Origin of the sequence: Rothia sp. P4278 (genome assembly GCF_048512945.1) — a bacterium.
Taxonomy (GTDB): domain Bacteria; phylum Actinomycetota; class Actinomycetes; order Actinomycetales; family Micrococcaceae; genus Rothia.
The window spans coordinates 31,894-52,553 of sequence record NZ_JBLXXU010000006.1 but is presented as its reverse complement, the minus strand read 5'-3'; the positions used below and the strand labels follow the sequence as shown (position 1 = coordinate 52,553).

The following is a 20,660-nucleotide window of genomic DNA, read 5'->3' as shown; positions in this document are numbered from 1 at the left end:
GTGCATAAACTGGGCTTCAGGGATGGCTTTCCTGCCGTCCTGGTATATACCTCACATAAGGAACAACAAATGGGTTTTGACCTCAATAACGCCATCAACGAGAACTTCGAGAAGGCGCAGGACGTCGTCAATGAAAAGGCCGGTAAGGAAGTTGTCAACGACGACCTTGCTCAGAAGGCCAAGGACGTTGCATCCGATGTTGCCAATAAATTGGGCGAGAAGTTCAACAAGTAAAGCTTGGGTTTGCCCAACAAAACAATATCCAAGTATCACCTTATAAAGGTTCTATCCGTCTCTGGATATAGATGAAAGGAGCCTCTCATGGCTGCAGAAGAGAAATTTGAAAACGGTCTAGACAACCTAGCTGGTAAAGCTAAGGAAGCTGGCGGAAAGCTGACAGGTAATGACCACCTCGAGGCAGAAGGCAAGACCGATCAGGTCAAAGCTCAGGCACAGGACAAGGTTGAAGACGCCAAGCAAGCCGTAAGCGACGGTATTGACAAGGTCAAGGAAACCTTCTCCGGGATTGCAGATTCTTTCAAGAAAGACTAAGTTAGTTTCTTCTTGGGCGTCACAGGTTGTACCTGTGGCGCTTTTTTATTGGGGAGGGGCGATTCCGTAGGGTTTTATTCGCTTATTTACCCACACAGGCTTTATCCACAGGTGGGGATAAATTTGGGGAAATCTCTTACATCCATGTAATTTCAAGATCTCCATCAGCTCGGTTCCGCTATACACAGTTTTTTAACATCTGTGGAATTACATCTATGTAGTTATTAACAGCTGTGGATAAACTGTGTGGAACCCTGGTTTAAGTACAGTGGGGCTGGCTAGCTATAGGCCACCCGCCCCACTGTTCTTGTCATTTTGTTGATCAGCCCACTAGCGGCTGAGTCGCTTACCCCGAGGTGTTGGGATACGGTCTAAGAGGGTAGCTACCGCGGCACCTGTAATCAGCCCGCCTAGGTGGGCTTCCCACGAAATACCAGAAGCAAAGAAACCAAAGGCAAAGTTGAGAACAACTAAGAGGACAATGCCATTGGTGCTCTGTTTGCGAGCGCGAGAGAGGGCAAAGAAGGCTCCAAAGAGCCCAAAAACGCCACCCGATGCGCCCAGCGTACTGGTGTCCATGGTGCCCATCATCTGGGCAATCAGATGCACCGCCAGGGACCCTCCAATAATGGAGAGCAGGTAGGTTGCCAAGAATTTCCACCGTCCCAGTAACGGTTCCAGGGCCTGCCCAAAGAGGTAGAGGGTCAGCATATTGAGCAAAAGATGGGTGATGTTGCTGGTGGAGTGCAGAAAGCCTGAGGTCAGCAGGCGGTACCACTGTCCCGTATATTCCACGTAGAGGGGGTTGTAAATGCCGAATAGGGTGACCTGGCGGAAGAGTATTTGGAGGACCCACACCAGGCAGTTGAGAGCGATAAGGATGTAAGTAACGATGGGCATGGTGCGGGCATACCGAATTTTAGGTGCGGTAGCTTGAGCGGCAGTCATACAGTCCACGCAGATCATGCCAACTTCTAAGGGCACCTGACATTTGCCGCAGGCCAGTCTGCCACACCGCCCACATCGTACATAGGTTATCTGATCAGGGTGGCGTGGGCACACCGAAACCTGTTCATCCTTATACCCGTAACCGCCTGTCTGTTGGCTCACGGGGCCTTCCTTTCTCTATGTACTCCTCATAAGCGCAGAGTGCAGAAAGGCCCGCCCAGAGTTCGGGCGGGCCTGGAGTAAATCTTTACGGAGATTTAGAGCTCTTCGATGTCGATGGAAGAAATGACGACGTCTTCAACAGGGCGGTCCATGGCGCCAGTAGGAACACCTTCAATCGCATCAACGACCTTCTTGGAGTCCTCATCTGCAACCTCACCGAAGATGGTGTGGCGGCCGTTGAGCCAGGGGGTTTCAACGGTGGTGATGAAGAACTGTGAGCCGTTGGTGCCGGGGCCTGCGTTAGCCATAGCGAGCAGGTAGGGCTTGTTGAAGGAGAGTTCGGGGTGGATCTCGTCCTTGAACTGATAGCCGGGTCCGCCGATACCCTGGCCGAGGGGGTCGCCACCCTGGATCATGAAGTCGCGGATAATGCGGTGGAAGATAACGTCCTTGTAGAGGGGGCCGTTCTGTGCTTCGCCGGTGCGGGGGTGGCGCCATTCCTGGCTACCATCGGACAGGCCGATGAAGTTTTTGACGGTTACCGGTGCGTGGTTACCGAAGAGGTTAACGACGATGTCACCGTGGTTGGTGTGAATTGTTGCTTTTGCAGTTGCAGTCATGTCCCTATTCTTGCACGGGGTGTTCAATACCCGCTAGCTATTCGCTGTGCTTTTGCACTAAGCGAAAGCGGCTCAACTTCAGCGAGTAGAGAAACACGGGTGTTTTTTGAGGTATCCAAACCCTATTTTGAATGATAGAAAGTAAGCTGATAATGAGATACTAGTAAAACCTGCTAGTTCATTTAGTTGAGCCGGGAAGGCAAAACTGCAAGCAGGTTAAGACTCTAAGGAGAGACCATGGAACTATGTAAGAAGAGCAAGGCTAAGAAGGCCCAGAAGCAGGCAGAGAAGCTGCTGGCGAAGGCTACTAAGAAGTCCGGTAAGAAGGCAGATAAATTGACTGCTCTAGCGGAGAAAAAGTTCAGTCGTGCCGAGAAGTTGACCGGCAAAAAAGCACACCAGCTCGGCAAGAACGCTCGCTCGGTTGCCCAGGATGGCGTACAGAAGGCTGAAAAGATTCAAGGCAGCCTTGCCGATAAAATTCAGTCAAAGGTGAACGATGTAACACCTGCGGTAGAAGGTGCTGTAGCTCAGGCTCGAATCAAAGCAGCCGGCGTTGCCTCAACTGTGGCCGGTAAGATTTCGGATGTAGAGGCACCGGCTGCGGTTGAAACTCTAGCAACCAAGGTGACCGGCGATAAGAAAGCCCTGAAAAAAGCTCAAAAGTCTGCCGCTAAGGCCGCTAAGTCTTATGCTAAGGAACAGAAGAAGGCTGCTAAGAGTGGCGGCAAGGGCCTATTGGTCTTTGGCCTGCTGGTTGCTGGCCTTGTTGCTGGCGCTGCTGCCTACAAGGCTTCACGCCCTGTCGAGGATCCTTGGAAGACCCCTGCGGCCTAACCTTTCCTGCCTTGAGTTAAAGAAGGGGGGCCTGTCTCTATAAGAGACAGGCCCCCTTTCTGTGAAAATTGGTGGGGCCGGGCGCAAAGCTCTACCAGGAACATGCGACGCAGGGCAGGTGAGGGGGAAATCTGGCGGGCTAGCACCCTTGAGGTGCTGTTCAGGGGCTAGGTCTCATCTGAAGACAAAAAGAAACCCTAGGCTTTTCAGCCTAGGGTTTCTTTGAACTAAATTTAAATCGGCGATGACCTACTCTCCCACACCGTCGCCAGTGCAGTACCATCGGCGCTAAGAGCCTTAACTTCCGGGTTCGGGATGGGACCGGGTGTTTCCCTCTTGCTATAATCACCGAAGAGTGGAGGCGAGGGGACTCGAACCCCTAACCCCCTGCTTGCAAAGCAGGTGCGCTACCAATTGCGCCACGCCCCCGTGGTGTTATGCTTCTACTTTACTACACGTTTTTTACACGCGCAACACCAGCCTATCAAATGAGCGGTTAGTTGCACCACACTATTTTTATTTTTCTTGAGCTAGCTCTCCGCCAAATACCTAAGGTAACACCCGGGTTCTTGCAAAATAGCCTGCCAGTCCCGAACCATCTCAAGTTCCCTCCAGGACCTCAAGCGCAGGCCCCACTCCCCTATTTCCCACACTTGCTCATCACGGAAGTCGGCAAGCGAAGCCAGCAGGGGGCTGTGCGTGCAGAGGATAACCTGACCTCCAGATTGCAGAAAATCTAGGATTCGCGCCAAGAGCTGGAGCTGGCCGTTCAAAGAGAGACCAGATTCCGGTTCATCAAGAATCCACAGGCCGTAGTTTTCCTGAGCGTATTCCAAAAACCGTTGAGTACTCTCACCGTGAGAGAGCCTGAGCATCTTCTTGGCCCGGTCAGATTGCAGCTCTGCCAGGTACTCAAGATGTGCAAGCAAGCCTTCTGCCCGCAAGAAAAGACCGGCACGCCGCCGCGCAGCCCCGCGCACTACCTGTAAAGCAAAACCAAAAGCAGATGAATTTTCATAACCGGGCCGGGCAACCTGCGCATCACCACCACCTAGGGGTAACCCGTAGGCCTCAGCAATAGATTCCACCAGGGTTGATTTACCTGCCCCGTTTTCACCCGTTATGACGGTCAGCGCACCAAAATCCAGCCCATCAAGAGCACGACGAGTGATGGCGAGATTATAGGGCCAAGCACCGCTTGGGGCAGGTTTGTCTTCAGCTCTAGCGATAATGCGTCTCAGCGGAAGGTTGAGGAATTCGGTCATAGCCTCAACTTTAGATTGCTGAGGTTTTGTGACCCAAGTCCTTAGGAAGAAAAATTATTATGACTTGCTCTCACGGAACATGAGGCTTCTAGCCTAGTGAGCACGGGAGATAAACGGTACCGAACAGTCAGCCAAACGGCCCAGCTTTTGGAGCTAACAGTACGAACCCTGCACTATTGGGATGAAATACATCTACTACGCCCCAGTAGACGCGGTAGTGAGAGCGCTCGTCTCTACACAGCTCAAGATATCGAGAAGGTTCAACACACCCTTATCTACTGAGCCACCGGCTCCCTGTGACTTACTCCAAGCATGTTCTTATTGCACGGGGCTAGAGCGCTAGTCCACGGTTCACTGCCCACTAGGATGCCCAAGAGCCGGGACTCACGGAATGGCTCGTTGCCGCTATCGTATCCAATGCAGCTGCCCACGGGGTAAGCATGGAGACAGCAGAGTGGGCCTAAAACTCACCCACGAAAAGGGGGTCCTGACCGACTGCAATCAGGAACCCCTTTTCCCTTGGGCGCATGCTAGGCCTTGAGCTAGCCAGCAACACCCAAAAAGTTAAAGCCGGTGTAGGCGTAGAGGAAGTCCTTAGCAATCCATAGGATACCGCTGATAACAGCGAGGACTAAAACAACAAAGATCAGATAGGCGGCAGTACGGGCAAGGAAATTCGGTTCGGTTTCAAGCACTGCGCCTTCTTCCGTTTCACCGGCGGCACCGCTCATCAGCCGTACCGCCAAGGCATACAGGGCAGGGAGTCCAGCGCCAAACACCAGGCCAGCTAAGAATACGGGGTAAATCTTATGAAAGATATCGACAATCAACATTAGGCACCGGCCTTCTCACTAGCGGGCAAGGTTTCTTTAAGCACCTCACGAGCAGTGACTGCTTCACCCGAATGCAGATCAATGTGGCTAACAGCGCTCTTGCGGGAATGAGCCCACATTAAGAAGCAGAAACCAACCAGGATTAGGAAGACAGTTGCTTCCCCCACCCAGTTACTACCGGTGAAGAGGTTGATGTAGTTACCGACAAACCAGGTGATAGCGCCGACTGCACCGGCTGCGGGCAGAGTAATAATCCAGGCGATCACCATACGGCGGGCGGTTGACCAGCGTACCTTTGCGCGACGCCCCAGGCCCGAACCAATGATGGAGCCGGTCGCTACGTGGGTTGTCGAAAGCGCCATACCAAAATGGGACGAGGTCAGAATGATAGCCGCCGAAGAACCGTCAGCTGCAAGCCCCTGGGGTCCGTCAATATCGACGATGCCTTTACCCAAGGTCTTAATGATGCGCCAGCCACCCAGATAGGTTCCCAATGCGATAGCGGCGGCGCAGACAAAACGAACCCAGAAAGGAATTTCAGCATTAGGGTCAACTTCCTGGGCAGCAACCAGAGCTAGGAAGATAACGCCCATGGTCTTCTGAGCGTCGTTTGTACCGTGAGCCAAAGACATGAGAGAGGCAGCTGAAATCTGACCGAAACGGAAGTTTTTCTTCTTACGGTTAGCAGATACCTTGCGGGTTGAGGCGTACACCAGAATGGTACCGATACCTGCAACAGCACCGGCAATCAGCGGAGCCATCAGAGCAGGAACGATGATCTTCATCAGCACACCTTCCCAGAGCACCCCATCTGTGCCAAGTGAAGCTAAGGTCGCACCGATGAGACCGCCAAAGAGGGCATGGGATGAGCTAGATGGTAGCCCCAACAGCCATGTGAAAACGTTCCATAAGATAGCGCCCACCAGACCGGTGAACACAATCAGCATGAGGCTTGCCCCATTGTCTGTGGTGTTAAGATCTACCAGGCCTTTCCCCACGGTTTTAGCCACTTCAATGGAGAGGAAAGCGCCTACCAGGTTAAGGACAGCTGAGAGAGCCACAGCTACTTTGGGCTTGAGCGCACCGGTAGCAATGGAGGATGCCATAGCGTTTGCTGTGTCATGAAATCCGTTGGTGAAGTCGAAAGCCAAAGCTGTGAGGACGACAATCGCCAGGATGATCAGTTCTGTAGTCACGTATCTATTGTTGTTGCCTCAGCAGATTTTGGAAAACTTCAACCCACCACCAGATGAGAAGAGCCTTAAATATTGTTTAAGTTTCATAAAACCCAAAAAACGCATACAAACAGGAGCGTGAGGGCAGGCCGCAGGCTAGACAGAATTACGTTATTACTAGTCAAAGGTAATTTTTAAAGCCATCATTCTTTAAAACAATATCTCAAAGCAGGGCTTTTAGGGCACAAACCCACACGCTACTCTGGCAACAACAATCCTCAACACAAATTTGTTTACCTAGTGTTCACCTTAAAGCCCCGTGGCTTTTATCACCCACCCTACCCAAACTCAACCCTTAGTTGAAGTAATACAGAGTGACCTTAATACAAAAGAAAGGCCCCGATCTTTTGATCGGAGCCTTTCCATCACATTTAATTCGGCGATGACCTACTCTCCCACACCGTCGCCAGTGCAGTACCATCGGCGCTAAGAGCCTTAACTTCCGGGTTCGGGATGGGACCGGGTGTTTCCCTCTTGCTATAATCACCGAAGAGTGGAGGCGAGGGGACTCGAACCCCTAACCCCCTGCTTGCAAAGCAGGTGCGCTACCAATTGCGCCACGCCCCCATCGGGTGCTACCTATGAAATTTTATCTGTAGCTTCTTCCCAAGTTTTTTTATTCTCCTGAGAATCCTTGGCTACCTTTGTTGCTATCGCCGTAGCAACTGCAACCAGTGTGATTGTCATAAATTTCTTCATGCCAACCTTTCAACCAAGGTGAGTGGGCGTACCAGGAATTGAACCTGGGACCTCTACATTATCAGTGTAGCGCTCTAACCGTCTGAGCTATACGCCCTTGGTGTTCATCAGAACGAAATATAACTTTACACAGATTTTGGAACCTTGCCAAATCGAAAAGATATGTTCTAAATCACATCCATTTTTGAGGTCAATAGCCACCTACCCCATAAACCCAAGGCGGCTCCCCTCCCCCGATAAGGGGGCGAGAAGCCGCCATGAAAGCTACTGAGAGGTTCTCAAACCTATTCGTCAGTCAGAGTGACCCCCACGCCGCCAACAAGCTTAGCGGCGACGTTGTAGAGCATGGCAGACAGGGTGCCCAGCAGAGTAAACAGAACAACATTGATAACCGAGATAATCGTGCTGTAGAGCGCTACCTGACCCAGCGACAGGTACTCCGAGATATCCACGGCGTCACCGGTAGTACCCAAGAGCTGCAGCAGGTCATTAATGCTCTGGAAAGCACCTGAAGCCTGCATAACCAGCCACAGGATCACAGCTGCAACAACCGTGACAATACCGACAGCCACCGAAAGCAGGAAGACCAGCTTAGCAACGGAGAAGGTGTCAACCTTTGCAACTACCAGACGGGCACGACGAATCTTAGACCGAGGGGCGGGACGAACCAGCGGCTTACGCTGAGCCCCTGCCGAACTGGAAGTGCCGCCAGCTCGGTTTCGAGCCTGCGAGGCACGCGGAGTGCCAGTTCGCGGTGCGGGGCGCGGGGCTGTGCCCTTGCTATTGGTACTCACTAGTTACCTCCGTGTGCTTCTGCGGAATCAGCATCAGTATCCGCCGGTGATGTGTCATTTTCTAAAGTTACTTCATCTGCCGGATTTTCTGAGCTTTCGGCACCGTTTTCGTCGGTGTCTTCTGCCTCATCAATGTTGCGTTCAAAGTTGCGAGCAACTTCAAGAATCTCATCATTCTTACCGGGCTTAGCAAAGATAACACCCATGGTATCGCGGCCCTTAGCGGGAACCTCGGCAACAGCGGTACGAACCACCTTGCCCGATTGCATAACAACCATGACCTCATCTTCTTCGCTCACAATGAGGCCACCCACCAGATCACCACGGTCTTCCGCCAGCTTTGCGACCTTGATACCTAAGCCACCACGCCCCTGAACACGGTACTGATCAACCTGGGTGCGCTTAGCATAACCACCAGCGGTGACAACGAAAACAAAGGAGTCATCGGTGACGACGTTGGCTGACAAAAGCTCATCGCCTTGACGGAACTTCATGCCGGTTACACCGGATGTCGCACGACCCATGGGGCGCAAGGCTTCGTCGCTGGCAGTAAAGCGTAGCGACTGCCCATGCCTAGAGATCAGGAGCAGGTCGTCCTCAGCGCTTGCCAGCTGGGCAGAGACCAGCTCATCACCCTCGCGCAGATTAATCGCAATCACACCTGCGGCACGGTTGGTGTCATAGTCAGACAGCGCGGTCTTCTTGACCAGGCCCCGCTTAGTGGCAAGCACCAGGTACGGAGCATCCTCATAGGACTTCAGTTCCATGACCTTTGCTATGGTTTCTTCGGGCTGGAAAGCTAACAGGTTAGCAACATGCTGGCCCTTGGCGTCACGCCCTGCTTCCATCAGCTCGTAAGCCTTGGTACGGTACACACGCCCCAGGTTAGTGAAGAAGAGAATCCAGCTGTGAGTGGAAGTCACAAAGAAGTGTTCCACCACGTCGTCGCCACGCAGAGCAGCACCCTTGATTCCCTTGCCACCACGATGCTGGGACCGGTATTGGTCGCTCCGGGTACGCTTGACGTAGCCACCACGGGTAATGGTAACGACCATTTCCTCTTCGGGGATCAGGTCTTCCATCGACATATCACCGTCGTAGCCCATCAGAATCTTGGTCCGGCGCTCATCACCGTAACGGCCAACAATCTCTGAGAGCTCCTCGGAGATAATAGTGCGCTGGCGGTCCTCAGAAGCGATGATGGAGTTGTACTCGTCAATCATGCGCATGAGCTCATCGTGACGATCCTGGATCTTCTGACGCTCCAGAGCAGCCAGGCGACGCAGCTGCATGTTGAGGATAGCCTGAGCCTGAGCCTCATCAATATCCAGAAATTCCATCAACCCGGTACGTGCTTCATCGGCGGTGGGTGAACGACGAATGAGGGCAATAACCTCATCCAGGGCATCCAGAGCCTTCAGCAGGCCGCGCAGAATATGCGCTTCTTCCTCAGCCTGGCGTAGACGGTACCGAGTACGGCGAACGATAACTTCCATCTGGTGGTTAACCCAGTGGCGGATGAAGGCATCGAGCGAAAGCGTGCGGGGCACACCATCCACGATAGCCAGCATGTTAGCCGAGAAGTTTTCCTGCAGCTGGGTGTGCTTATAGAGGTTATTCAGCACAACCTTGGGCACCGCATCACGCTTGAGCACGATGACCAGTCGCTGACCGGTACGGCCAGATGTTTCATCGCGTAGATCAGCGATGCCGGTAATTTTGCCATCCTTGACCAGTTCAGCAATTTTGACAGCCAGGTTATCTGGGTTGGCCTGGTAGGGCAATTCAGTGACGACGAGGCAGGTGCGGCCGTGGATTTCTTCGACGTTCACCACGGCACGCATGGTGATAGAACCACGCCCGGTCCGGTAGGCATTTTCAATGCCCTTATGACCCAAGATAGTGGCGCCGGTGGGGAAGTCAGGACCCTTAATACGGGCAATCAGCGCCTCAAGAAGCTCTTCGTTCGAGGCCTGCGGGTTCTGCAAGAACCACTGCACACCCTCGGCTACTTCGCGCAGGTTATGCGGCGGAATATTGGTGGCCATGCCCACGGCGATACCCGATGAGCCGTTAACCAGCAGGTTGGGAAAGCGGGAGGGTAGGACAACAGGTTCCTGATTCTTACCGTCGTAGTTGGGCTGGAAATCTACGGAGTCCTCGTTGATATCCCGTACCATCTCAAGCGCCATGGGGGCCATCTTGGTTTCGGTGTAACGGGGAGCTGCCGCACCGTCGTTACCTGGTGAACCAAAGTTACCCTGCCCCAGGGCCAGGGGGTAGCGCATGACCCAGTCCTGAATCAGACGAACCAGGGTGTCATAAATAGCGGAGTCACCGTGGGGGTGGTACTGCCCCATCACTTCGCCCACAACGCGGGCACACTTGTTGAAGGAGCGTTCGGGGCGGTAGCCACCGTCATACATCGCGTAAATGACGCGACGGTGCACAGGCTTGAGGCCATCGCGCACATCGGGAAGCGCACGGCCAATAATGACCGCCATAGCGTAGTCCAGGTAGGAGCGTTCCATTTCGGAGCGTAGGTCAACTACCTCGACCTTATCGCCGGGCCCCTCTGGGGTATCAAGCAGCTGGCCCTCTAGGGGCTGTTCTGAGCCCTTGGTGTTATCGTCGCTCATAAGTTCCTCTTCTTTGTCCTTGACCTATATATTCCAGATTTTGCATATATTCCCTTTGTGGAATAAATGCCTTAGATATCAAGGAAACGAATGTCTTTTGCGTTCTGCTGAATAAACTCTCGACGAGCTTCGACGTCCTCACCCATCAAGATGGAGAAAATCTGATCAGCGGCAGCAGCATCTTCCATGCGAACCTGCAGCAGGGTGCGGCGAGCAGGATCCATGGTGGTATCCCAGAGCTCGGTGTAGTCCATCTCACCCAGACCCTTGTAACGCTGAATGCCATTATCCTTGGGCAGGCGCTGGCTCTTGGCATAACCACGCTCTAAGGCAACATCGCGCTCAGCATCCGAGAAGACGTAGTCGTGCGGAGCATTAGACCATTTGATCCGGTACAGCGGAGGCTGAGCCAGATAGACGTAGCCTGCCTCAATCAAGGGACGCATGTAGCGGAAGAGCAGGGTCAGTAGCAGGGTAGTGATGTGCTGGCCATCGACGTCCGCATCGGCCATCAGCACAACCTTGTGGTAGCGAGCCTTCTCAATGTTGAAGTCCTCACCGATGCCGGTTCCAAAAGCGGTAATCAGCGACTGGATCTCAGCGTTTGATAGGGCGCGGTCAAGGCGAGCGCGCTCAACGTTAAGAACCTTGCCGCGCAGAGGCAAGATAGCCTGGGTCTCGGGGTTACGGCCGCGTACAGCAGAACCACCCGCGGAGTCACCTTCCACCAGATAAATCTCGGATACCGAAGGGTCCTTTGACGAGCAATCCTTGAGCTTACCCGGCATAGAACCGCTCTCCAGCAGGCCTTTACGGCGGGTGGTTTCACGCGCCTTACGGGCCGCCAGACGCGCCTGGGCAGAGGTGATAGCCCTGCGGACAATCTCTTTACCGGTTGAGGGGTTACGTTCCAGCCAGTCGCCCAGTTGGTCCATAATGACGCGCTGAACAAAGGCTTTAACCTCGGAGTTACCCAGCTTAGTCTTGGTCTGGCCCTCAAACTGGGGTTCAGAAATCTTGACTGAGACCACGGCGGTAAGACCTTCACGGACATCCTCACCGGTCAGATTGTCGTCCTTTTCACGCAGGAGCTTGTTCTCACGAGCAAAACGGTTAATCAGGGTGGTCAGTGCAGCACGGAAGCCCTCTTCGTGGGTACCGCCCTCGTGGGTGTTGATGGTGTTGGCATAGGTGTGGACCGACTCCTTGTAGGCAGCAGTCCACTGCATAGCAACTTCCAGGCTCATCATGCGGTCGGTGTCTTCGGTTTCAAAGGCGATGACATCATCGTGCACGGTCGCAAGCTTCTTTGAAGTGTTCAAGAAGTTGACGTAGTCGTAGAGGCCGTTCTCGTACATGTAGGTGACGCTCTTGTAACCCTCAGCGCTGGGGCCGACCTGGTTGAGTGGTAGGGTAGCGGGTTTGTCCTCACCGGCAACCTCATCACCTTCATGCAGCTCTCGCTCATCGGTCAGACGGATAGTCAGCCCCTTGTTGAGGAAGGCCATCTGCTGGAAGCGAGCACGGAGGGTCTCGAAATCAAAATCGACGGTTTCAAAGATTTCGGGGTCGGGGTAGAAGGTCTGCGTGGTGCCGGTAGCGTCGGTGGCTTCACCGCGAGTCAGGGGCTTAGCGGTTTTACCGCCGTTAGCGTAGCTGATGTGCCAGCTGTAGCCCTGGCGGCGCACTTCGGTTTCAACGCGTGTTGAGAGAGCGTTAACGACCGAGATACCCACGCCGTGTAGACCACCCGATACCGCATAGCCGCCGCCACCAAACTTACCGCCCGCGTGCAGAATAGTCATAACAACTTCAACGGTGGGCTTTTTCTCGGTGGGATGTTCATCTACGGGAATGCCTCGCCCGTTATCGGAGACTCGAACTGCGCCGTCTTTTTGAATGACGACCTCGATGAGGTCCGCGTATCCGGCCAGAGCTTCGTCGACAGAGTTATCGACGACTTCATAGACCAGGTGGTGCAGGCCGCGTTCCCCGGTTGAGCCGATGTACATACCGGGGCGCTTTCGCACAGCTTCAAGGCCTTCGAGGACCGTGATGTCGGCGGCGCCGTATTCGTGGGAAGTTTCTTCAGTTGCCACGGGTGATTAGGCTCCTTGCATGGTCGGTATCGCGCCCAATGGTCAGGCACAAGATGCTGGCAGTATAGGCAGACAGGTCATCAAGGCCCGCTTATTCTGGGCGCGCGTATTCTCTGCCAATTCTACCGCACCGGGACTTTTTTCTCCCCGCTTTACAAGGTTTTAGAGGGCTATCTGCTCGCAGAAGGCGCTTATTTGGCCTTCCCAGTGCTTTACCCCCTCAGCCTGTAGGCTCTCACAGCTTGAGGGGTCAAACCGTCCAGAGGCGATTTTTCCAGTAATTTACCCGTAAGTATCTCGTGGCCCGCGACCACCGGGGGCCACCCGCAGCCCCTTTTTCCAGGAGGGGGCGTTGGGGCCGAAGGCTTTGACATCACGCACCACCTCATCACCTAGCTCGCTGTTAAAGCGGCGAATGATGTCGTATTTCATGTGCCGCACCTGCACAGCCCAAGCTGTTGATTCGCAACGGACGGTGATAACCCCATCATCAAAGCTGTCCGGGGTAGTTTTGCTTGCCAGTTGCGGTCCCACCAGTTTGTCCCAGCGAGCCATGACCGATGAAACTGCCAAAGGGGTACTCCAGCCCCGCTCCATCATGACGCGATCCAAGAGGCCAGCCAGGCTTTGGGGATCCCTGACACTGGGCCCAGGCCCGGAGTACCCCCCGAGCTGGCCGGCAGTCGATAGGGAGTTGTACCGTTTGACTTTTGCACCGGGTTCAGCGTTCATCACCCGACCGAAATCTTTAATGATTTTTCGGCCGGCTAGGCCCTGAACCCGTAGTTCACCGCGAGCTTCTTTAGCCGCTCGGATACGACTCAAGAGAGCGGCGGGGGCATCTAGACCATCCGCATTATATTCTTTATGAGAAATATCTTTGCTCATGGTAACTATTCCGCGCTGTCCATACGATGGTTGAAGCTTTCATCAACGTGTGCTTTGCCCTGGTCAACACGAACCAGCACAATCTGTCCTAGCTCTTGGGGTATATCGCTCACTACAGCACAGGTTACAAGAACCTGTTCAGCACCTGCCACAATCGCGCCCAGACGGTGACGGCGAGCAGTATCTAACTCAGCAAAAACATCGTCAAGAATCAAAATTGGGGATGCCCCTGTCGAATCATTATCTGCAAGGTGAACATACCAGGCAGCAAGTTTAAGGGCTAGAGCATAAGACCAGCTTTCACCGTGGGAAGCAAAACCTTTCACAGGGATCCCGCCGAGTTCTAGGGCCAGGTCATCACGATGGGGCCCTACCAGGGTTATTCCTCGTTCCACCTCTTCAGACCGTTTTTGTTCCAGGGCACGGATAAGTGCCTGTTTTATATCCTCTACACCCATGAGAGCTGCCTGGGGGAGGGTTTGACCCGAGATCGTAGGGAAGACAGTAGATTCGTAGTTGATGCTGACGCTTTTTGAGCCATCAGTTAATTGCCCATAGGCACGCTGAAGCTGGGGAAGCACCAGCGAAAGAGTCCGCAGCCGAGCCTGCAAGAGGTAAGCCCCGCTAGTAGCTAGTTGCTGATTCCAGACCTCTAGAGTGAACGCATCTTCTTGCACAGATACACGGCGGCCCCGCATAGATTTCAGCAGGGAGTTTCGCTGACGCAAGATTTTCTCGTACTCAGAACGATATGCGGCCACAGCTGGGCGCAAAGAAACTGCTAGGTCATCGATAAAGCGTCTTCGTCCGACTGGCTCACCTTTGACAAGTTGCAGGTCTTCGGGAGAAAACAGGACGGTTCTTGTGACGCCAAGAGCTTCTCTTGCCCGGACGGGAGCTGCCCTATTGATACGCACCCGATTACTTTTCCCAGGAGCTATCTCAAATTCGAGGACCGTTTGTTGGTTGCCCCGAACGGTGCGGGTACGAATGTAAGCGCGTTGGGCCCCCACACGTACGAGCGGTGAATCCTGGCTGACCCGGTGAGAGGCAAGTTGCGCGGTGTAGTCAACTGCCTCGATGATGTTGGTTTTACCTACCCCGTTAGGGCCAAGAAAAACGGTGACGCCGGGGGTCAGCGGCAGGTTCAGTAGTCGATAGGTGCGGTAGTCCATCAAGGATAGGTGGTCGATGTACAGCGCGTACTCCTTGACGTTATGAGAGGGGGCTGAGAAAGAACCTTTACTGGTTCTGCAGGCGGATAGGCATTAGCAGGTAACGGTAGTTTTTCTCGTCCTCAGCCTGCCAGTCTTCCTGTTCAGAGAGCACAACGGGCTTGCGAGGGTCGGTGAAAGAGAACCTCACAAATTTGTTGGAAGCAAAGGTATGGAGGCCTTCGGACAGGTAGCTGGGGTTGAAGGCAACCGTAATATCTTCACCGTGAAGATGTGCCTGCAGGGTTTCGGATGCCTGAGCGTCTTCGCCTGTGCCGGCGTCGAGGGTTACCTGGCCCTGGCTGAAAGCAAGACGAACAGGGGTGTTTCGTTCGGCTACCAGTGATACGCGGCGAACAGCTTCCATCAAATCTGAGGTACGGATAATTGCGTGTACCGGGGTGACTTCGGGAAAGAGCGAACGAATCTTGGGGTATTCGCCGTCTACGAGCAGGCTTGTCGTCCGGCGGGAGTCAGATTCAAAGCCTACAAGTTCGTGGCTGTTAGAGAGAGCAATAGAAAGATCACCGGCACCACCGAGTGTCTTGGCGACCTCCGACAGTGTTTTAGCTTTGATGAGGGTTGCTGTTGAGATGGAAGGGTCTGTGGGGTTCCAGGTCAGTTCACGCATGGCTAGACGGTAACGGTCGGTAGCCAGCAGGGTGATCTGATCACCTTCAATTTCCATACGAACACCGGTCAGAATTGGCAGGGTGTCGTCTTTGGAAGCTGCTACCGATACCTGGCTCACTGCTTTAGCGAATTCGGTACCTTCCACGGTGCCTGAGATTGCCGGTAGCGCTGGGAGTTCCGGGTAGTCGTTCACAGGCATTGATGAGAGGTTGAAGTTTGAGGAACCGCATGAAAGATGGACTTTGCCTTCGTGCAGTTCAAAGAGAACGTCTGCCTTAGGTAGGGAACGGCAAATCTCAGCAAGCAGGCGGCCCGATACGAGAGCTTGGCCTTCTTGGGCAACATCAGCTGCGATATTTAGCTTTGCTGAGGTTTCGTAGTCAAAACTTGCGATGGATACTTCACCTGAAACTGCCTTGATGAGCAGACCTGAAAGGACAGGCACCGGAGGGCGAGGGGAGAGGGAACGAGCGGTCCAGCTAACCGCCTCTGCCAGGGTGTCGCGTTCAACAGTAAATTTCACTGGAGCACCTTCCAAATCTCAAAACAGTAGAAGCCCGCGATAACGGGCATATTCAGACTCTCAGTCTACCGGACTCATCCCCTCTTGAACCTATGACCCTAGCCCTATCTGAGCCTTGGCTTTGGGCAGAGATCCGAAAACTACAGAAGAGCGTTCCCAAAAGAGTGCGAATTTCTGTAATTACAGAGAGTTCTTACAAGGGGTAAGCAACCGGCTAGGGCCATGTAATTACAAGAACTCTCGCCAGGGGAAACAGGATCGGGACAATTTTTTGTTATTTGCCTTTTCTTCTTTAAAGGTCGTAGTGTTAATAACCCTTGTGAAAACTGTGGAAAACTCAATTTGAACCCAGCAAATCAAGGATTTCCCTGTGGGGCTATTGTGTAGAAGTAAGGCCCAATCTGTGAATGAATAGTGTATGAATATTTATGCAAAAAATGAACTGCACACCTTTTGAATATCTATGCACTTAACCTCCACATTAAAACCCCGCCAATAGCAAGTTATCCACAGGGGTGTTGAAAGCCCATTTCTAGCGTGATGCGTCCCTGGAACCCTGTTTGATGCGGTTCGTCAACTCAGTTACCTGGTTGAAAATAGGCCTACGTTCGGCCATCAGATTGCGAATCTTCCGATCGGCGTACATAACAGTGGTGTGGTCACGGTCGCCCAGCTCCTGACCAATACGGGGCAGGGACATGTCCGTGAGCTCTCTCAACAGGTACATTGCAATCTGACGGGCATTGACCAGAGTCCTGCTCCGTGACTTGGAGCGTAAATCCTCAAGAGTGACATCAAAGTATTCCGCAGTAGCAGAAAGAATCTGCGAAGCAGTAATCTCGGGGGCACCATCATCGAGCAAAAGGTCCTTGAGTACCTGTTCAGCCAGTTGCATATCAACGGCCTGCTGCTGCAAGGACGCAAAAGCGGTCACACGAATCAGCGCACCTTCAAGCTCACGGATATTGGTTGAGATATGCGAGGCAATATACTCCATGACATCATCGGGAACATTGAGCCCCTCATTCTGGGCTTTCTTGCTCAAAATGGCGATACGCGTTTCTAGCTCAGGCGGCTGAACATCGGTAATCAAACCCCACTCAAAACGCGACCTCATACGCTCTGCAAAGCCTGTGAGCTGCTTGGGCGGTAAGTCCGATGTAATCACGACCTGCTTCTGATGGTTATGCAGGGCATTGAAAGTATGGAAGAACTCTTCCTGGGTGCTATCTTTACCTGCCAGAAACTGAATATCGTCAATCAGGAGCATATCGACGTTACGATAAATCTGCTTGAACGACGTATCGTTCTTGTCTCGAATCGAGTTAATGAAATCGTTGGTGAACTCTTCTGAATTCACGTAGCGTACTCGAAGCCCTGGGTAGAGACTCTTGGCATAGTGACCGATGGCGTGAAGCAGATGGGTCTTACCCAGCCCCGAACCACCGTAAATAAAGAGTGGGTTATAGGCAGAGGCAGGGGTCTCCGAGACAGCGAAGGCGGCCGCATGGGCAAAGCGATTGGACTGGCCAATCACAAAGCTATCAAAAGTGTATTTAGGGTTCAGCCGGGCTGTTGAGTCCCACGTACTAGATTCTCTGGGGCTTTCCTGACGAGGCTCAACATCGTGGGAGATACTCTGCCCAGAGTAGTTGTCTGTATCGGCAACCGCCGGAACATCAGAGATATCTGAAGGCGTATCGGCTACTCCTTGCTGTTCAGAGCCGCGGTCAATAAACCCGCTGGTAGCTTCTGCCTGTGCCGGTTCAATAAAACTGGTGGGGGAGTGATCTACTACTGCCGTCGCCTGTTGCTGCGCTACCGATGACGAAGGCTCAGCAGCAACTTCTGGCTTCTTCTCAAGGCTGGTATCAATGATGAAAGCCTCAGTCACACCGGGCCCAAAAGTAGCCCTAATTGCTTCTTGCAGGGAGCCTTTGAGCTCATGCTGGAAAATATCACGGGTAAATTCGCTGGGGACCGCAATCAGCAGAACATTGCCCATGAAAGCATGAGGCTGAGCCAGCCCAATATGTGCGCGGTGGCGTTGCGCTACCGATGTATCGGCACGCAGCAGGGTCACCAAGTGCATCCACTTCTTTTGAAGCTCAGGATCCATATAATCGCCCACAGGTTCTCCTTACAAGACGCGCAACTAGAAAACTTACCCACAGCTTACCCATAGATACCCTGAGAATATCACCATGTTATCCACAGGGTGGATAAGATGTGAATTGCTGGTGGGGTACCTGTCCACAGTATGTGATTAAAGTGCGGTTTGCCAGCTTAAAGTCGTGAAAAATACAACTTACAACTTTTTGCGAAGACCTGTGGATAACCTGCGCCAAGAGATTCTTATCGACAAGCTATCCACAGATGTGCCTAACCTCTCTCCACTGCCTGTGATTAAAGACCTACGCCCCTTAGGCTTGACCTTATATAGCCCCGTCTTCTAGAGTTGATTAGTCAAAGTGTGCTAGGAGTATGCCCATACTAGGTATGCCCCGCCCTCAACGGCGGCCTACACATCAGCAAGAAGCGTCAACCTGTTCGAAGAACTGTTGAAAGGTTGGCCCCCGTACCAACCACTTTTGGAGTAACCAGATGAGCAAGCGGACTTTCCAGCCGAATAATCGCCGCCGCGCCAAGAAGCACGGTTTCCGTCTTCGCATGCGCACCCGCGCAGGCCGCGCTATCCTCGCGAACCGTCGTTCAAAGGGCCGCGCAAGCCTCTCAGCATAAGGCTTTACTATCTCCTAACCAATCGGCCTTCACTCCATGCAGGCCAGCGTACTAACGCAGCCCGCCGAGACAGACCGAACCGAAAGGGGAGAGCACGTGCTGGCACAGCAGCACCGGATGAGAGCTTCGGCTCAATTCTCACAGACTACACGTTCCGGCGTCCGATCAGGACGCCGGAACTTAGTTCTATATACAGCCAAATTAAACGACGAACCAACCCTCATCGGTTTCATCGTTTCTAAAGCCGTGGGTAACGCCGTTACCCGCAACAAAACCAAACGCCGCCTTCGAGAACTAAGTGCCCACTTTCTGACAGAGCATCCCGAGGGCTATTCCATTGTGCTCAGAGCCCTACCGTCCGCGGCCTCAGCTAGCTATGCTGAGCTTGCCTCCGACCTCGAAAGCGCTCTTCTATCCAACCTCAAAAAACTCGGGGGCAACCCCAATAATCACGGCCTTGCCGCTACCCCCGTCGCCCCTCATGGAGAGGAACTCTAAAACACATGAGCGCCTCCCGATACACCGCCCCCCAGGAACCCACCCCTAGCGACAAGGACATCCTGCTAGAAAAAGCTCCCCACGAGTTTGTGGTTCCGACCTCTCTGACCCAAGCGGCGCTGGTCCTACCTCAGAACCTTCTAATCGCTTTTATCAAGATTTACCGAGCTATCGTTTCGCCCCTCTACGGCAACGTATGCCGGTACTACCCAACATGCTCCGCCTACGGGCTAGAAGCAGTTACAAGCCACGGTGCCATCCGCGGCCTCTCTCTTACCGTTCGCCGTATTCTGCGGTGCCATCCCTGGGCTACGGGCGGTCTTGACCCTGTTCCGGCCGGCAAACGCACTTTTGCGCCCGGCCAGGAACCTAAGATAATTCTTCTAAACCATCCACACCGGCACCATCACCACCAGTAACTTCTCGGTGCTAGTGCTTGTCCACCACAACCGGCTCACATCTCGCTGAGCCAGGGAGAGATACATGTTCGACATCATTCTCTGGCCCTTCAAATGGATTGTTTCTGCAGTCCTTTGGGCATTTCATGAACTTTTCACCGCTATCGGCATGGACCCCGGATCGGGCGTCACCTGGGTATTGGCCATCATCGGCCTCACCCTTGTCATGCGAACCCTGACGATCCCGCTTTTTATGAAGCAAATCAAGGCCATGCGTGGCATGCAGGAACTGCAACCTGAGCTTGCTAAGCTCCAGGCCAAATACAAAGGGAAAACCGATCAACTTTCCCGCCAAGCGCTGGCTCAGGAACAGATGGCGCTTTACAAGGAAAAGGGCTCTAACCCGCTAGCATCTTGCCTGCCTATTATCGTGCAGATGCCCATCTTCTTCGGCCTTTTTCAGGTGCTCAACGGTATCCCTAAGGCGGCAGCTAATGGCCAGGGCATCCTGATCCTTGACAATGTTAAGGTCGAACAATTCAACGACGCCTATATCTTTGGTGCCCCCCTCTTCTCCACCATGACGCACCCCGGCAACGGCAACCACACCGCAACTATTGCCCTGGCCGCAATCATGGTAGTGCTGATGAGTGCAACCCAGTTCTACATCACCAAGCAACTCTCAGCTAAGAACATGTCGGATGCCGCTAAGGAATCCCCCATGTACCGCCAGCAGCAGATTATGCTCTATATTTTGCCTCTAATCTTCGCAATCTCCGGTATCAACTTCCCCCTAGGTGTGCTGGTCTACTGGACCGTTTCTAACTTCTGGACCCTGGGCCAGCAGTACTGGGTTATCAAGAACAACCCCACCCCCGGTTCTCAGGCTGAACGCGAACTCAACGAACGCCGTGCCGCTAAGGGCCTTCCGCCCGTTGGCAAGACCAAGGAACAGCACGAGCAGGAACTTGCTGAACAGCGTGAACGCGCAGCCCGCGGGCAGCGCCAGCAGCCTGTCAGTAAGAAGCGCCAGAAGCAACAGAATAAAAAGAAAAATTAGCGGTAGCTACAGGAGAAAACA

At 53.4% G+C, this 20,660-nt stretch carries 21 protein-coding genes, 3 tRNA genes and 2 rRNA genes; 8 read left to right on the top strand and 18 right to left on the bottom strand.

Annotated elements, in window-relative coordinates; all coding sequences use genetic code 11:
- The first annotated feature begins 69 nt into the window (after positions 1-69).
- Positions 70-234: a ribosome recycling factor gene (locus ACN085_RS10090; protein ID WP_419098805.1), complete on the top strand. Its 165-nt coding sequence runs from the start codon at positions 70-72 to the stop codon at positions 232-234.
- A gap of 87 nt (positions 235-321) precedes the next feature.
- Positions 322-552: a CsbD family protein gene (locus ACN085_RS10085; RefSeq protein WP_419098804.1), complete on the top strand. Its 231-nt coding sequence runs from the start codon at positions 322-324 to the stop codon at positions 550-552.
- A gap of 330 nt (positions 553-882) precedes the next feature.
- On the opposite strand, the gene ACN085_RS10080 is transcribed toward ACN085_RS10085, so the two are convergent.
- Both ACN085_RS10080 and ACN085_RS10075 read right to left on the bottom strand, forming a co-directional pair.
- The gene (locus ACN085_RS10080) at positions 883-1,662 is read right to left on the bottom strand and encodes a rhomboid family intramembrane serine protease (RefSeq protein ID WP_419111442.1); all 780 of its coding nucleotides are present in this window, start codon (positions 1,660-1,662) and stop codon (positions 883-885) included.
- Between the two features lie 95 nt (positions 1,663-1,757).
- Positions 1,758-2,282: a peptidylprolyl isomerase gene (locus ACN085_RS10075; protein WP_419098802.1), complete on the bottom strand. Its 525-nt coding sequence runs from the start codon at positions 2,280-2,282 to the stop codon at positions 1,758-1,760.
- A gap of 237 nt (positions 2,283-2,519) precedes the next feature.
- Between ACN085_RS10075 and ACN085_RS10070 the strand changes: the two genes are divergently transcribed.
- Positions 2,520-3,119: a hypothetical protein gene (locus ACN085_RS10070; RefSeq protein WP_419111441.1), complete on the top strand. Its 600-nt coding sequence runs from the start codon at positions 2,520-2,522 to the stop codon at positions 3,117-3,119.
- 236 nt (positions 3,120-3,355) lie between these two features.
- Here the strand turns inward: ACN085_RS10070 and rrf (ACN085_RS10065) are convergent.
- The 3 genes from rrf (ACN085_RS10065) to ACN085_RS10055 all read right to left on the bottom strand — a co-directional run bounded on the left by rrf (ACN085_RS10065) (position 3,356) and on the right by ACN085_RS10055 (position 4,384).
- Positions 3,356-3,472, bottom strand: a 5S ribosomal RNA gene (gene rrf, locus ACN085_RS10065).
- Between the two features lie 3 nt (positions 3,473-3,475).
- Positions 3,476-3,548: transfer RNA gene (locus ACN085_RS10060), tRNA-Ala, on the bottom strand.
- A gap of 101 nt (positions 3,549-3,649) precedes the next feature.
- Positions 3,650-4,384, bottom strand: coding sequence for an AAA family ATPase (locus ACN085_RS10055; protein ID WP_419111440.1), 735 nt, complete (start codon positions 4,382-4,384; stop codon positions 3,650-3,652).
- A 96-nt stretch (positions 4,385-4,480) separates the two neighbouring features.
- Between ACN085_RS10055 and ACN085_RS10050 the strand changes: the two genes are divergently transcribed.
- Positions 4,481-4,666 (top strand): MerR family transcriptional regulator, encoded by a 186-nt coding sequence (locus ACN085_RS10050; RefSeq protein WP_419111439.1) that lies wholly within the window; start codon positions 4,481-4,483, stop codon positions 4,664-4,666.
- Between the two features lie 260 nt (positions 4,667-4,926).
- Here the strand turns inward: ACN085_RS10050 and ACN085_RS10045 are convergent, their stop codons facing one another.
- The 13 genes from ACN085_RS10045 to dnaA form a co-directional block, all read right to left on the bottom strand.
- Positions 4,927-5,217, bottom strand: coding sequence for a hypothetical protein (locus tag ACN085_RS10045; protein WP_419100779.1), 291 nt, complete (start codon positions 5,215-5,217; stop codon positions 4,927-4,929).
- Positions 5,217-6,413, bottom strand: a complete 1,197-nt coding sequence (locus ACN085_RS10040) for an inorganic phosphate transporter (protein WP_419105196.1) — start codon at positions 6,411-6,413, stop codon at positions 5,217-5,219. The genes ACN085_RS10045 and ACN085_RS10040 overlap by 1 nt, the downstream gene beginning before the upstream one ends.
- A gap of 413 nt (positions 6,414-6,826) precedes the next feature.
- Positions 6,827-6,943 (bottom strand): 5S ribosomal RNA (gene rrf, locus ACN085_RS10035).
- A 3-nt stretch (positions 6,944-6,946) separates the two neighbouring features.
- Positions 6,947-7,019: transfer RNA gene (locus tag ACN085_RS10030), tRNA-Ala, on the bottom strand.
- Between the two features lie 12 nt (positions 7,020-7,031).
- Entirely contained in the window at positions 7,032-7,139 is a 108-nt protein-coding gene (locus ACN085_RS10025) for a DLW-39 family protein (protein ID WP_419100715.1), read from the bottom strand.
- Positions 7,140-7,174: 35 nt separating this feature from the next.
- A tRNA-Ile gene (locus ACN085_RS10020) sits at positions 7,175-7,248 on the bottom strand.
- 187 nt (positions 7,249-7,435) lie between these two features.
- The gene (locus ACN085_RS10015) at positions 7,436-7,945 is read right to left on the bottom strand and encodes a DUF3566 domain-containing protein (protein ID WP_419111438.1); all 510 of its coding nucleotides are present in this window, start codon (positions 7,943-7,945) and stop codon (positions 7,436-7,438) included.
- Complete coding sequence (gyrA, locus tag ACN085_RS10010) at positions 7,945-10,584, bottom strand: DNA gyrase subunit A (RefSeq protein ID WP_419105197.1); 2,640 nt, start codon at positions 10,582-10,584, stop codon at positions 7,945-7,947. The genes ACN085_RS10015 and gyrA overlap by 1 nt, the downstream gene beginning before the upstream one ends.
- A gap of 71 nt (positions 10,585-10,655) precedes the next feature.
- On the bottom strand, positions 10,656-12,683 hold the full coding sequence (gene gyrB / locus ACN085_RS10005) for a DNA topoisomerase (ATP-hydrolyzing) subunit B (RefSeq protein WP_419100718.1): 2,028 nt from the start codon (positions 12,681-12,683) through the stop codon (positions 10,656-10,658).
- Positions 12,684-12,965: 282 nt separating this feature from the next.
- Positions 12,966-13,571, bottom strand: coding sequence for a DUF721 domain-containing protein (locus ACN085_RS10000; RefSeq protein ID WP_419111437.1), 606 nt, complete (start codon positions 13,569-13,571; stop codon positions 12,966-12,968).
- Positions 13,572-13,576: 5 nt separating this feature from the next.
- Complete coding sequence (recF, locus tag ACN085_RS09995; protein WP_419111483.1) at positions 13,577-14,764, bottom strand: DNA replication/repair protein RecF; 1,188 nt, start codon at positions 14,762-14,764, stop codon at positions 13,577-13,579.
- Between the two features lie 49 nt (positions 14,765-14,813).
- The gene (gene dnaN, locus ACN085_RS09990; RefSeq protein WP_419100720.1) at positions 14,814-15,941 is read right to left on the bottom strand and encodes a DNA polymerase III subunit beta; all 1,128 of its coding nucleotides are present in this window, start codon (positions 15,939-15,941) and stop codon (positions 14,814-14,816) included.
- Positions 15,942-16,473: 532 nt separating this feature from the next.
- Positions 16,474-18,060: a chromosomal replication initiator protein DnaA gene (dnaA, locus tag ACN085_RS09985; RefSeq protein ID WP_419111482.1), complete on the bottom strand. Its 1,587-nt coding sequence runs from the start codon at positions 18,058-18,060 to the stop codon at positions 16,474-16,476.
- A gap of 485 nt (positions 18,061-18,545) precedes the next feature.
- Here dnaA and rpmH point away from each other — a divergent pair, with 485 nt between their 5' ends.
- The 4 genes from rpmH to yidC all read left to right on the top strand — a co-directional run bounded on the left by rpmH (position 18,546) and on the right by yidC (position 20,639).
- Complete coding sequence (gene rpmH / locus ACN085_RS09980) at positions 18,546-18,683, top strand: 50S ribosomal protein L34 (RefSeq protein ID WP_083091541.1); 138 nt, start codon at positions 18,546-18,548, stop codon at positions 18,681-18,683.
- Between the two features lie 96 nt (positions 18,684-18,779).
- Entirely contained in the window at positions 18,780-19,181 is a 402-nt protein-coding gene (gene rnpA, locus ACN085_RS09975) for a ribonuclease P protein component (protein ID WP_419111436.1), read from the top strand.
- 5 nt (positions 19,182-19,186) lie between these two features.
- Positions 19,187-19,600, top strand: a complete 414-nt coding sequence (gene yidD / locus ACN085_RS09970; RefSeq protein WP_419105199.1) for a membrane protein insertion efficiency factor YidD — start codon at positions 19,187-19,189, stop codon at positions 19,598-19,600.
- Positions 19,601-19,664: 64 nt separating this feature from the next.
- Positions 19,665-20,639, top strand: coding sequence for a membrane protein insertase YidC (gene yidC, locus ACN085_RS09965; protein ID WP_419105200.1), 975 nt, complete (start codon positions 19,665-19,667; stop codon positions 20,637-20,639).
- Positions 20,640-20,660 lie beyond the last annotated feature (21 nt).